We start from the raw sequence: 12627 nt of genomic DNA, 5'->3' as shown, positions 1-12627 counted from the left end.
CGAGCTTGAATCGCTAGAGTTCGGCAGTCCTTTTGCTCGCTCAACTAACAACATCCAATGGGAGTGTCTTGTGGAAATTGCCTGTCTCGACCTGGAAGGGGTGCTGGTTCCGGAAATCTGGATCGCCTTCGCCGAAAAAACCGGTATTGAATCCCTGCGGGCCACCACCCGTGACATTCCCGACTACGACGTGTTGATGAAGCAACGCCTGCGCATCCTCGACGAACATGGCCTGAAACTCGCCGATATCCAGGAAGTGATCGCCACCCTCAAGCCGCTGGACGGCGCCATCGAGTTCGTCAACTGGCTGCGCGAACGCTTCCAGGTGGTGATCCTGTCTGACACCTTCTACGAGTTCTCCCAGCCGCTGATGCGCCAGCTGGGCTTCCCGACCTTGCTGTGCCATCGCTTGATCACGGATGAAAACGACAGGGTGGTGAGCTACCAACTGCGCCAGAAAGACCCCAAGCGTCAGTCGGTGCTGGCCTTCAAGACCCTCTACTACCGTGTGATCGCGGCCGGTGACTCCTACAACGACACCACCATGCTTGGCGAGGCCGACCGTGGGATCCTGTTCCACGCGCCCGAGAACGTGATCCGCGAATTCCCGCAGTTCCCGGCGGTGCACACGTTTGAGGACTTGAAGAAAGAATTCATCAAGGCCTCGAATCGGCAGTTGAGCCTGTAATTTTTTGGTGGGGCTGGTGGCCTCATCGCAGGCAAGCCAGCTCCCACACTTGAATGGGTTCACACACCAAAATGTGGGAGCGGGCTTGCCCGCGAAGAGGCCAGCCCAGTCACTACAAACCTTCCAGCGTCTCCAACAACACCCGCACCTTCGTCAGCGACTCCTGATACTCCGCCTCCCACTCCGAGTCCGCCACGATCCCGCCGCCGCCCCAGCAGCACACCTGGCCATCCTTGACCAGCAAGCTACGGATGGCGATGGAGCTGTCCATCTCGCCGCGCACGTCCAGGTACACCAGTGAGCCGCAGTACAGGCCGCGTCGGGTGGGTTCCAGTTCGTCGATGATCTGCATCGCGCGGATCTTCGGCGCGCCGGTGATGGAGCCGCCCGGGAAGCTGCCGGCGATCAGGTCGAGGGCGTCCTTGTCGTCGGCCAACGTGCCGACAACGCTGCTCACCAGGTGGTGCACGTTGGGGTAGCTTTCCAGGCTGAACAGCTCCGGCACGCTGACCGAGCCGGTGCGGCAGGTGCGGCCGAGGTCGTTGCGCAGCAGGTCGACGATCATCAGGTTTTCGGCGCGGTCCTTGGGGCTGGCCAGCAGTTCGGCGGCGTTGGCGGCGTCCTCTTCGGGCGTCAGGCCACGAGGGCGGGTGCCTTTGATGGGGCGGGTTTCGACGCGGCGTTCGCTGATGTGCACGAAGCGCTCGGGGGACAGGCTCAGTACCGCGCCGTCATCGGGCAGGCTCTGGAACCCGGAAAACGGGGTGGGGCAGGCCTCACGCAGGGCGCAGTAGGCCGCCCAGGGGTCACCAGCACACGGCGCGCGAAAACGCTGGGCAAAGTTGACCTGGTAGCAATCGCCGGCCTGGATGTAATCCTGGATGCGCACGATGGCCTGGCGGTAGGTCTCGGCGCTGAGGTCTGGCGCCATGGGGCCCTGCAACTGGAAGCTGGCGCTCGACTCAGTGGCAGGCGTGCTGAACAGTGCAATCAGGCGTTGCCGTTCGCCCTCGGCCAGGGTGGGGTGAAACACCAACTGGCTGGTCTGGGCCTGGTGATCACTGATCAGTGCCCAGGCATACAGCCCGAAGCGTGCGTCCGGCAGGTGCAGGTCGTCGGCGGCCAGATTGGGCATGTGTTCCAGGTGCCGGCCAAAGTCGTAGCTCAGGTAGCCGATCAAGCCGCCGGCAAACGGCAGCTCATAACCGGCAGGCAAGGCCGCCTCACCCAACAACCTGAGGTTTTCCCGCAAGCGTTGCAGGAAATCACTGCCGCTTTCGTCAGGCGCCACCGTCAAGGTTGCATTCGGCCAGGCGCTGAGCACGTCATAACGCCCGCGTTCGGCGGCCGGGCGGCCGCTGTCGAGCAGCACCGCGCCAGGAGCGTGACGAATCGCCGTGAAGTACGCGGCGGGGTTGGCCCGGTAGGGCAGCGGGTGTACGGAACAGGTCGACATGCGGGGTGGATCAGCTAATGGCGCGGGGGAGGGGATTGTAGTCCCCTGTCGGTTCTGGTCCTAGAGGGGATGTCGGGGATAAGCAGATTGAGGCCTTATCCTGATTCAGCGGTTGCTGGTTCGAAAGCCATCGCAGGCAAGCCAGCTCCCACATGGGAAAGCGGTCAACCTGTGGGAGCTGGCTTGCCTGCGATGAGGCCGTCAGCCTTCTACCGCCGGAATATGCCCAAACATCTCCTGCACAAACCTCACCCGCTCTTCCGGCGTTTCCGTCACGCCCGCAGCCTTCAATTCTTCCAATCGCGCTTCCACCGCGTGGGTGCGCAAGGTCAGGCCGCAGTCGTTGGCAATCTGGATATTCAGCCCGGGCCGCGCATTGAGCTCAAGGATCAGCGGGCCTTTTTCCTGGTCCAGCACCATGTCCACGCCGATGTACCCCAGCCCGCACAACTCGTAGCAACCCGCCGCGAGCTTCATGAAACCGTCCCAGTTGGGCAGTTGCACGCCATCCACCGCGTTGGTGGTGTCGGGGTGTTTGGTGATGATGTTGTTCAGCCAGGTGCCACGCAGGGTCAGGCCGGTGGCCAGGTCTACGCCCACGCCAATGGCGCCTTGGTGCAGGTTGGCCTTGCCGCCCGACTGGCGCGTCGGCAAGCGCAGCATGGCCATTACCGGGTAGCCCATCAGCACGATGATGCGGATGTCCGGCACGCCTTCGTAGCTGATGCTCTTGAAGATCTGGTCGGGCACCACGCGGTATTCGATCAGGGCGCGGTCACGGTGGCCGCCCAGGGAATACAGGCCGGTGAGGATGCTGGAGATCTGATGCTCGATCTCTTCATGGCTGATGATCTTGCCCGACACCGTGCGATAGCGCCCCTCGAAACGGTCCGCTACCACCAGGATGCCGTCACCGCCGGCGCCCTGGGCCGGCTTGATCACGAAGTCGCTGCGCCCACCGATGATGTCGTCGAGCTTGTCGATTTCCTTCTCGGTGCTGATCACCCCGTACATTTCCGGTACGTGGATGCCGGCCGCCATCGCCCGTTCCTTGGTGATGATCTTGTCATCCACGATCGGGTAGAGGCTGCGCTTGTTGTACTTGAGCACGTAGTCGGCGTTACGCCGGTTGATGCCCATGATCCCCCGCGCTTCCAGGGCCTTCCAGGTCTTCCAGAAGCCGAACATTACTGGTCAGCCTTCAAGAAGGCCTTGAAACGCACCAGCTCGGTCAGGCGGTAGCCGCGATAACGCCCCATGGCCAGCATGAAGCCCACCAGGATCAGCAGGATCGCCGGGAAGGTGAACACGAAGTAGATCAGCTCCGGCACGCTCATGATGATGTGCGCCAGCGACGCCGCGAACAGCGTGCCAATTGCCACTTTCAGCGCATGGTTGGCGCCGCGTTCTTCCCAGGTGATCGACAGGCGTTCGATGGTCATGGTCAAGATCACCATCGGGAACAGCGCCACCGACAACCCGCGCTCCAGGCCCAGCTTGTGGCTGAACAGGCTGATGGCCGCGATCAGCACCACCACGAAGGTCAGCACCACCGACAACCTCGGCAGCATCTGCAATTTCAAGTGTTCCAGGTAGGAGCGCAGCGACAACCCCAGCGCCGTGATGATCGTAAACAGCACAATCCCGAAGCCCAGCTGCGTTTCGCGGAACGCCAGGGCGATCAGCACCGGGGTAAACGTGCCCAGGGTCTGCAGGCCGATCAGGTTGCGCAGGATCAGGATCACCAGCACGCCAATCGGGATCATCACCATGATCATGAACGTCTGCTGGGTCTGCAGCGGCAGGCCGTACAGCGAGTATTCGAGGAAGTTGGCGTCGGTGTTCTCGTCGGTCAGCTTGGCCAGGCGGATGGCGTTCATCTCGCTGTTGTTCAGGCTGAAGGTCACCATGGCCTTTTTGCCGCCATCCACCGTGATCAGGTTTTCATCGCCGGTCCACCACAGCAGGCGGTCGGCCGGCAGGCCTTGCTCGCCGGTTTCCGGGTTGAAGTACAGCCAGTCATTGCCGTTGAAGCTGCGCAGCCACAGTTCCGGGGTTTGCGGCTGGTCAGCGACGAGGCGGATGGTGTGAACTTTTTCCACCGGTACGTGGGCGATGGACAGCAGCAACTCGACGATCTTGGCCTTGTGCGGCGTGGACGGGTCGCCCGCCAGCAGCAGCTTCACGTTGTCGTCGTTGAGGTTGTTGGTGCGCTTGATGGCTTCGCTGATAAAGGTCTCGACGTCGGCCGAGTGCTGGCGGATCGGCGCCAGCAGGGCTTCGGCGGCGATCTTCTCGGGGCCTTCCACGGCGATGCTGTCGCGGAAGGTCGGGCCTTTGACCTTGATCTTTTCACCGCTGTAGCGCTTGGTCAGCACCAGGCGGTAATACAGGGTCTGGTTGCCCTTGGCGCGGCGTGCCGACCAGGTGACCTTGCGGTTGCCGTCAGTGCGGTTGACGCTCACGCCGTAGTTGTTGGAGATGAAGCTCTCGTTGAGGCTGACGAAGTCGCGGCTCAGGGGCGGCACGAACATCTGGATCTTCACCGGGTCTTTCGGGTTGGCGACGAACTCGACCTTGGCGTCGATGTTCCACAAGTCGTCAGTGGCGTCCTCGGTAACGGGGATCCCCAGCACGAAGATCTGATAGGCGGTGACCGAAATACCCAGCACCACCAGGATGGTGATGAGGATTTTCAGGTGCAGGGTCAGAGAGCGCATTCGGTTTACTCGGCGGTATGAGCGTCGGCGGCGCAGGCAGGTTTGCCTGCTGCGTATTTAAGACTGGGGTCGACCAGCGCATCAAAGCGTTTGAGCGCTTCGGAGCCGATCAGCAGCGGGTATTGGAATGCGCTACGGTCAGTCAAGTTCACTTCGATGCTGCGTAAAGCGGTGCCCATGCAGATATCCAGCGCAATCACGGGGCGGGCGGTGTAGTTCTTGTCCTCATCGGGGTCGTAGTCACCGGCGCGGCGCTTGATCTTGCTGACGCGGGCCAGGGGGCGTTCGATGGGGTGGGAATGGGCGGTGTCGATGGCCAGGTAGAAGCGCACCCAGGACTCGCCGTTGCGCTTGAAGCGCTTGATGTCGCGGGCGCTCAGCGAGGCGGTCTTGGCGCCGGTATCGAGTTTGGCGGCCACTTCCAGGTCGATGCCCGCCAGCTGGGCGTATTCGTTCAGGCCATACACGGTCTTCTCGGCAGCAAGGCCAAGGCTCGGGAGGGCCAGCAGGCAAAATAATAGAAGGAGGGGCTTGAGTGTCATAAATCCTGAGGCAGTGCAGTGCAATGTTCAATTCATGGCGACTGGCATTGCTGCGCAATCTCTTGTGCGCCGTTTCATCCAGTGATGTCAGGCAAAAGCGGCCGCATTCTAACATGATGCTTTTTTGGCGCCAGCGCTGGCAGGCGGCCATGCCCCGATAAAGTGCAGCAGGGGTTATTAGACGATTGTCGACAATGTGGATTTATTCTTTGACTCGCAACCGCTTATTGGCTAGTTTTTGCGGAATTGCTTTTGAAGGTGTCGACAATATGCTGGATCAATCGGAAGCCTTGGTGGCGACGACGGACGAATCCCAGACCATGTCCGAGAACGTCTTCCGCCGTATCCAGGCCGCCATCGTCAAGGGAGAGATCGCCCCCGGCAGCAAGATCTCCGAGCCGGAGTTAGCGCGTACTTACGGCATCAGCCGTGGCCCGCTGCGCGAGGCGATCCACCGCCTGGAAGGCCAGCGCCTGCTGGTACGCGTCCCCCATGTTGGCGCGCGGGTGGTGTCGCTCAGCCATGCCGAGCTGATCGAACTCTACGAAATCCGCGAATCCCTCGAAGGCATGGCCTGCCGCCTGGCCGCCGAGCGCATGACCGACGCCGAAATCGAAGAATTGCGCCAGGTGTTGCACACCCATGAGCGCGACGAGGCGTTCCAGGCCGGCCTCGGTTACTACCAGCAGGAAGGCGACTTCGACTTTCATTACCGGATCATCCAGGGCGCAGGTAACCGTACCCTCACCCAAATGCTCTGCGGCGAGCTGTACCAGTTGGTGCGCATGTACCGCATCCAGTTCTCCGCCACCCCCAATCGTCCACGCCAGGCCTTTGCCGAGCACCACCGCATACTGGACGCGATCGCCGATCGCGACGGTGAACTGGCCGAACTGCTGATGCGCCGTCATATCGGCGCGTCCAAACGCAACATTGCCCGTCATTTCCCCGGCGGCGCCCCTGAAAGAGGTGAGTCATGAGTTCCTACAATAAAAGCACACCCGGCCAGCGTTTCCGTGATGCGGTCGCCAGCGAGCACCCTTTGCAGGTGGTCGGCGCGATCAATGCCAACCATGCGCTGCTGGCCAAGCGTGCCGGGTTCAAGGCGATCTACCTGTCGGGTGGCGGGGTAGCGGCGGGTTCCCTCGGGGTGCCGGACCTGGGCATCACCGGCCTGGATGACGTGCTGACCGACGTGCGCCGCATCACCGATGTGTGCGACCTGCCGCTGCTGGTGGACGTGGACACCGGTTTCGGTTCCTCGGCCTTCAACGTGGCACGCACCGTCAAGTCGATGATCAAGTTCGGCGCGGCCGCCATCCATATAGAAGACCAGGTAGGCGCCAAGCGTTGCGGCCATCGCCCGAATAAAGAAATCGTGTCCCAGCAGGAAATGGTCGACCGCATCAAGGCCGCCGTGGATGCGCGCACCGACGACAGCTTCGTGATCATGGCGCGCACCGACGCCCTGGCCGTGGAAGGTTTGGAATCGGCCCTGGAACGTGCCGCCGCCTGCATTGAGGCCGGCGCCGACATGGTGTTCCCGGAAGCCATCACTGAACTGGAGATGTACAAGCTGTTTGCCTCCCGTGTGAAAGCGCCGATCCTGGCCAACATCACCGAGTTCGGCGCGACGCCGCTGTACACCACCGAACAGTTGAAATCTGCCGATGTTTCCATCGTGCTGTACCCGCTCTCGGCCTTCCGTGCCATGAACAAGGCGGCCGAGAATGTCTACACCGCGATCCGTCGCGATGGCACCCAACAGAACGTGATCGACACCATGCAGACCCGCATGGAGCTTTACGATCGCATCGACTACCACACCTTCGAGCAAAAGCTCGACGCGTTGTTTGCCGCCAAGAAATAAACGCCTTACCCATAACTGTAGGAGCCGGCTTGCCGGCGATGGCGCCCTCGAAATGGGCGCAGCCTTCAAGGGCCAATCGCCGGCAAGCCGGCTCCTACAGGGCCGCGATTAACCAAGGCCTCCCTATAAATACAAAATTGGAGAAGAACCATGGCTGAAGCAAAAGTACTGAGTGGCGCCGGCCTGCGTGGCCAGGTCGCCGGGCAGACCGCACTGTCCACCGTGGGCCAGGCCGGTGCCGGCTTGACCTATCGCGGCTACGACGTGCGCGAACTGGCCGCCGATGCGCAATTTGAAGAAGTCGCCTACCTGCTCTTGTACGGCGAACTGCCGACCCAAACCGAACTGGCCGCCTACAGCGCCAAGCTGAGCAAATTGCGCGACCTGCCCCAGGCGTTGAAGGAAGTGCTGGAGCGCATTCCTGCCGACGCTCACCCGATGGACGTGATGCGTACCGGCTGCTCGTTCCTGGGCAATATCGAGCCCGAGAAAGACTTCAGCGTGCAGCGCGATGTGACCGACCGCCTGCTCGCTGCTTTCCCGGCGATCATGTGCTACTGGTACCGCTTCAGCCACGACGGCAAGCGCATCGATTGCGTGACCGACGAGCCCAGCATTGGCGGCCATTTCCTGCACCTGCTGCACGGCAAGAAACCAAGCGAGCTGCACGTAAAAGTGATGAACGTCTCGCTGATCCTCTACGCCGAGCACGAATTCAACGCCTCCACCTTCACCGCCCGCGTGTGTGCGTCGACCCTGTCCGACCTGTATTCCTGCGTGACCGCCGCCATCGGCTCCCTGCGCGGCCCGCTGCACGGCGGTGCCAACGAAGCGGCGATGGAGATGATCGAGCGTTTCGGTTCGGCTGAAGAAGCCGTCGAAGGCACTCTCGGCATGCTGGCGCGCAAAGACAAGATCATGGGCTTTGGCCACGCGATCTACAAAGACAGCGACCCGCGTAACGAGGTGATCAAGGGCTGGTCGAAAAAGCTCGCTGATGAAGTGGGCGATAAGGTGCTGTTCCCGGTCTCCGAAGCCATCGACAAGACCATGTGGGAGCAGAAGAAGTTGTTCCCCAACGCCGACTTCTATCATGCCTCGGCGTACCACTTCATGGGCATCCCGACCAAGCTGTTCACGCCGATCTTCGTGTGCTCGCGCCTGACCGGCTGGGCCGCGCACGTGTTCGAGCAGCGCGCCAACAACCGCATCATCCGTCCAAGCGCCGAATACATCGGCGTAGAACAGCGCAAGTTCGTGCCAATCGAACGTCGCTGAGTGGGATGAGCTGAGCACACGGGCAAATGTGCTTTTCTGTGGGAGCTGGCTTGCCTGCGATGGGATCAACTCGGTGTACCTGTCACACCGCAGTGATGCCATCGCAGGCAAGCCAGCTCCCACAGAAAGCAAAGCCAGTGTCGACAGTTCTCCTTTTGTAACTACCGTGACCGAGTCCTGACGATGAACACTGAATTTCGCAAACCGCTCCCCGGCAGCCGCCTGGATTTCTTCGACGCCCGTGCGGCAGTCGAGGCCATCACCCCCGGCGCCTACGCCACCTTGCCCTACACCTCCCGCGTACTCGCCGAAAACCTGGTGCGTCGCTGCGACCCGGCCACCCTCAACGCGTCCCTGAGCCAACTGATCGAGCGCAAGCGCGACCTCGACTTCCCCTGGTTCCCGGCGCGCGTGGTGTGCCACGACATCCTCGGCCAGACCGCCCTGGTCGACCTTGCCGGCCTGCGCGATGCCATCGCCCAGCAAGGCGGTGACCCGGCGCAGGTCAACCCGGTGGTGCCAACTCAACTGATCGTCGACCACTCCCTGGCCGTCGAGGCCGGTGGTTTCGACCCGGACGCGTTCGAAAAAAACCGCGCTATCGAAGACCGCCGCAACGAAGACCGCTTCCACTTTATCGAGTGGACCAAAAAGGCCTTCAAGAACGTCGACGTGATCCCGCCGGGCAATGGGATCATGCACCAGATCAACCTGGAGAAAATGTCGCCGGTGATCCAGGTGCGCGACGGCGTGGCCTTCCCCGACACCTGTGTCGGCACCGACAGCCATACCCCGCACGTCGACGCCCTGGGCGTGATTGCCATCGGCGTCGGTGGCCTGGAAGCCGAGAGCGTGATGCTCGGCCGCGCCTCATGGATGCGCCTGCCAGAAAGCGTTGGCGTGGAACTCACCGGCAAGCTGTTGCCGGGCATCACCGCCACCGACATGGTGCTGGCGCTGACTGAGTTCCTGCGCAAACAGAAAGTGGTCGGCGCCTGGCTGGAATTCTTCGGTGAAGGCGCCTCGGCACTCACCCTGGGCGACCGTGCAACCATCTCCAACATGGCCCCGGAATACGGCGCCACGGCGGCGATGTTCTACATCGACCAGCAGACCATCGCCTACCTCAAGCTCACCGGCCGCGAAGACGAACAAGTCACCCTGGTGGAGCAATACGCCCGCCACACCGGCCTGTGGGCCGATGACCTCAAAGGTGCGCGATACGAACGCGGCCTCACCTTCGACCTGTCCAGCGTCGTGCGCAACATGGCCGGCCCGAGCAACCCGCACGCCCGCGTCGCCACCAGTGACCTGGCGTCCAAAGGCATCAGCGGCCAGTGGGACGAAGTGCCCGGCCAGATGCCTGACGGCGCGGTGATCATCGCGGCCATCACCAGTTGCACCAACACCAGCAACCCGCGCAACGTGATCGCCGCAGGCCTGCTCGCGCGCAATGCCAACAAGCTCGGGCTGACCCGCAAGCCGTGGGTCAAATCGTCCCTGGCCCCGGGTTCGAAAACCGTGGCCATGTACCTCGAAGAAGCCGGCCTGGGCCACGAGCTGGAAAAACTCGGCTTCGGCGTGGTGGCCTTTGCCTGCACCACCTGCAACGGCATGTCCGGCGCGCTGGACCCGGTGATCCAGCAGGAGATCATCGACCGCGACCTGTACGCCACCGCCGTGCTGTCCGGCAACCGCAACTTCGACGGGCGTATTCACCCGTATGCCAAGCAGGCCTTCCTGGCGTCGCCGCCACTGGTGGTGGCCTATGCGATTGCTGGCACCATCCGTTTCGACATCGAAAAAGACGTGCTGGGCCTGGACGCCAACGGCAAGGAAATCCGCCTGCAGGATATCTGGCCGAGCGACGAAGAAATCGATGCGGTGGTCAAGGCGTCGGTCAAGCCGGAGCAGTTCCGCAAGGTCTACATCCCGATGTTTGCCATCCACGAAGACACCGGCCCCAAAGTCGCGCCGCTGTATGACTGGCGCCCGCAAAGCACCTACATCCGTCGCCCTCCGTACTGGGAAGGCGCACTGGCTGGTGCGCGACCGCTCAAGGGCATGCGCCCGTTGGCGGTGCTGCCGGACAACATCACCACCGACCACCTGTCGCCGTCCAACGCGATCATGCTCGACAGCGCCGCCGGCGAATACCTGGCGAAAATGGGCCTGCCGGAGGTCGACTTCAACTCTTACGCCACCCACCGTGGCGATCACCTGACCGCGCAGCGCGCCACCTTTGCCAACCCGAAACTGTTCAACGAAATGGTGCAGGAAAACGGCAAGGTCAAGCAGGGCTCCCTGGCGCGTATCGAGCCTGAGGGCCAGGTGACGCGGATGTGGGAAGCCATCGAAACCTACATGGAGCGCAAGCAGCCGCTGATCATCATTGCCGGCGCCGACTACGGCCAGGGTTCGTCCCGCGACTGGGCGGCCAAGGGCGTGCGCCTGGCCGGTGTGGAAGCGATTGCCGCCGAAGGTTTCGAGCGCATCCACCGCACCAACCTGGTGGGCATGGGCGTGTTGCCGCTGGAGTTCCTGCCGGGCACCGACCGCCACACCTTGAAGATCGACGGCAGCGAAACCTATGACGTGGTCGGCGCGCGTACCCCGCGTGCGCAGCTGACCCTGGTGATCAACCGCAAGAATGGCGAACGTGTCGAAGTGCCGGTGACCTGCCGCCTGGACACCGCCGAAGAAGTGTCGATCTACGAGGCGGGCGGCGTGTTGCAACGTTTTGCCCAGGACTTCCTGGAATCGGCGGCAACGGCCTGAGGGGACACCATGGCACACGTAGCGCAAATCAAGATCCCCGCCACCTACATGCGTGGCGGCACCAGCAAGGGCGTGTTCTTCAGCCTCACGGACCTGCCCGAATCGGCGCAGGTGCCGGGTGCTGCCCGTGACGCCTTGCTGTTGCGGGTGATTGGCAGCCCCGACCCCTACGACAAGCAGATCGACGGCATGGGCGGCGCCACCTCGAGCACCAGCAAGACGGTGATCCTGGCCAAGAGCACCCGCGCCGACCACGACGTGGATTACCTGTTCGGCCAGGTCTCCATCGACAAGCCCTTCGTGGACTGGAGCGGCAACTGCGGCAACCTGTCGGCGGCAGTCGGTTCGTTCGCCATCAGCGCCGGCCTGGTCGACCCTGCTCGCGTGCCCCACAACGGCGTGGCCGTGGTGCGCGTGTGGCAGGCCAATATCGGCAAGACCATCATCGCCCACGTGCCGATCACTGAGGGCGCGGTGCAGGAAACCGGCGACTTCGAACTGGACGGCGTGACCTTTCCGGCCGCCGAAGTGCAGCTGGAGTTCATGGACCCGGCAGCGGAAGAAGAGGGCGGCGGTGGCTCGATGTTCCCCACCGGCAACCTGGTGGACGACCTCGAAGTACCCGGTGTGGGCACCTTCAAGGCCACGCTGATCAACGCGGGCATCCCGACCATCTTCATCAACGCCGAAGACCTCGGCTACACCGGCACCGAGCTGCAGGGCGCGATCAACAGCGACCCCAAGGCCCTGGCGATGTTCGAAACCGTGCGGGCCTACGGCGCGCTGCGCATGGGCCTGATCCAGCACCTGGACGAAGCGGCCCAGCGCCAGCACACGCCGAAGGTGGCGTTTGTGGCTAAGCCTTTGGATTACGTGGCGTCCAGCGGCAAGGCGATCAAGGCGGGGGATGTCGACCTGCTGGTACGCGCGTTGTCCATGGGCAAGTTGCACCACGCCATGATGGGCACGGCGGCCGTGGCGATTGGCACGGCGGCGGCGATTTCCGGCACCTTGGTCAACCTGGCGGCCGGTGGCGTGGAGCGCAACGCGGTGCGCTTCGGGCACCCGTCCGGCACCTTGCGCGTCGGCGCCGAAGCCAGCCAGGTCGACGGTGAATGGGTGGTGAAGAAAGCCATCATGAGCCGCAGTGCCCGCGTGCTGATGGAAGGCTTCGTGCGCGTGCCCGGCGACGCCTTCTAATGCGTTACACCGATCCAAACCTGTAGGAGCGGGGGGGGGGGGGGGGGGGGGGGGGGGGGGGGGGGGGGGGGGGGGGGGGGGGGGGGGGGGGGGGG

At 62.9% G+C, this 12627-nt stretch carries 10 protein-coding genes; 6 read left to right on the top strand and 4 right to left on the bottom strand.

What is annotated here, in order from left to right:
• The first annotated feature begins 70 nt into the window (after positions 1–70).
• Entirely contained in the window at positions 71–688 is a 618-nt protein-coding gene (gene thrH, locus AC07OV_RS21100; RefSeq protein ID WP_065929901.1) for a bifunctional phosphoserine phosphatase/homoserine phosphotransferase ThrH, read from the top strand.
• Between the two features lie 112 nt (positions 689–800).
• On the opposite strand, the gene pabB is transcribed toward thrH, so the two are convergent.
• From pabB to rloA, 4 genes are all read right to left on the bottom strand, one after another.
• Positions 801–2144, bottom strand: a complete 1344-nt coding sequence (gene pabB, locus AC07OV_RS21095; RefSeq protein ID WP_495092903.1) for an aminodeoxychorismate synthase component I — start codon at positions 2142–2144, stop codon at positions 801–803.
• A gap of 201 nt (positions 2145–2345) precedes the next feature.
• A complete protein-coding gene (locus AC07OV_RS21090; RefSeq protein ID WP_176996357.1) occupies positions 2346–3332 on the bottom strand; it encodes an alpha-L-glutamate ligase-like protein in 987 nt (328 codons plus the stop codon).
• On the bottom strand, positions 3332–4864 hold the full coding sequence (rloB, locus tag AC07OV_RS21085) for an osmotic stress tolerance membrane protein RloB (protein ID WP_178924694.1): 1533 nt from the start codon (positions 4862–4864) through the stop codon (positions 3332–3334). Before rloB ends, AC07OV_RS21090 begins: the two co-directional genes overlap by 1 nt.
• Positions 4865–4869: 5 nt before the next feature.
• The gene (rloA, locus tag AC07OV_RS21080; RefSeq protein WP_176996355.1) at positions 4870–5406 is read right to left on the bottom strand and encodes a retropepsin-like aspartic peptidase RloA; all 537 of its coding nucleotides are present in this window, start codon (positions 5404–5406) and stop codon (positions 4870–4872) included.
• A gap of 269 nt (positions 5407–5675) precedes the next feature.
• Here rloA and AC07OV_RS21075 point away from each other — a divergent pair, with 269 nt between their 5' ends.
• From AC07OV_RS21075 to prpF, 5 genes are all read left to right on the top strand, one after another.
• Positions 5676–6386, top strand: coding sequence for a GntR family transcriptional regulator (locus tag AC07OV_RS21075; protein WP_176996354.1), 711 nt, complete (start codon positions 5676–5678; stop codon positions 6384–6386).
• Positions 6383–7276: a methylisocitrate lyase gene (gene prpB, locus AC07OV_RS21070; protein WP_176996353.1), complete on the top strand. Its 894-nt coding sequence runs from the start codon at positions 6383–6385 to the stop codon at positions 7274–7276. Before AC07OV_RS21075 ends, prpB begins: the two co-directional genes overlap by 4 nt.
• 150 nt (positions 7277–7426) lie before the next feature.
• On the top strand, positions 7427–8554 hold the full coding sequence (gene prpC / locus AC07OV_RS21065; RefSeq protein ID WP_495092902.1) for a bifunctional 2-methylcitrate synthase/citrate synthase: 1128 nt from the start codon (positions 7427–7429) through the stop codon (positions 8552–8554).
• Positions 8555–8737: 183 nt separating this feature from the next.
• Positions 8738–11332 (top strand): Fe/S-dependent 2-methylisocitrate dehydratase AcnD, encoded by a 2595-nt coding sequence (gene acnD, locus AC07OV_RS21060; RefSeq protein WP_176996351.1) that lies wholly within the window; start codon positions 8738–8740, stop codon positions 11330–11332.
• Positions 11333–11341: 9 nt separating this feature from the next.
• Positions 11342–12532, top strand: coding sequence for a 2-methylaconitate cis-trans isomerase PrpF (gene prpF, locus AC07OV_RS21055; protein ID WP_495092901.1), 1191 nt, complete (start codon positions 11342–11344; stop codon positions 12530–12532).
• Positions 12533–12627: the final 95 nt, after the last annotated feature.

The sequence above is a fragment of the Pseudomonas sp. GW821-FHT09A09 genome (assembly GCF_059418405.1).
The sequence above is the reverse complement of the archived record's forward strand: the minus strand, read 5'-3'. Positions and strand labels throughout refer to the sequence as shown.

Excerpts from the sequence above, each read along its gene's own strand:
- pabB (WP_495092903.1), bottom strand. The coding sequence starts at position 2,144 with ATGTCGACCTGTTCCGTACACCCGCTGCCCTACCGGGCCAACCCCGCC.
- AC07OV_RS21090 (WP_176996357.1), bottom strand. The coding sequence starts at position 3,332 with ATGTTCGGCTTCTGGAAGACCTGGAAGGCCCTGGAAGCGCGGGGGATC.
- rloB (WP_178924694.1), bottom strand. The coding sequence starts at position 4,864 with ATGCGCTCTCTGACCCTGCACCTGAAAATCCTCATCACCATCCTGGTG.
- rloA (WP_176996355.1), bottom strand. The coding sequence starts at position 5,406 with ATGACACTCAAGCCCCTCCTTCTATTATTTTGCCTGCTGGCCCTCCCG.
- AC07OV_RS21075 (WP_176996354.1), top strand. The coding sequence starts at position 5,676 with ATGCTGGATCAATCGGAAGCCTTGGTGGCGACGACGGACGAATCCCAG.
- prpB (WP_176996353.1), top strand. The coding sequence starts at position 6,383 with ATGAGTTCCTACAATAAAAGCACACCCGGCCAGCGTTTCCGTGATGCG.
- prpC (WP_495092902.1), top strand. The coding sequence starts at position 7,427 with ATGGCTGAAGCAAAAGTACTGAGTGGCGCCGGCCTGCGTGGCCAGGTC.
- acnD (WP_176996351.1), top strand. The coding sequence starts at position 8,738 with ATGAACACTGAATTTCGCAAACCGCTCCCCGGCAGCCGCCTGGATTTC.
- prpF (WP_495092901.1), top strand. The coding sequence starts at position 11,342 with ATGGCACACGTAGCGCAAATCAAGATCCCCGCCACCTACATGCGTGGC.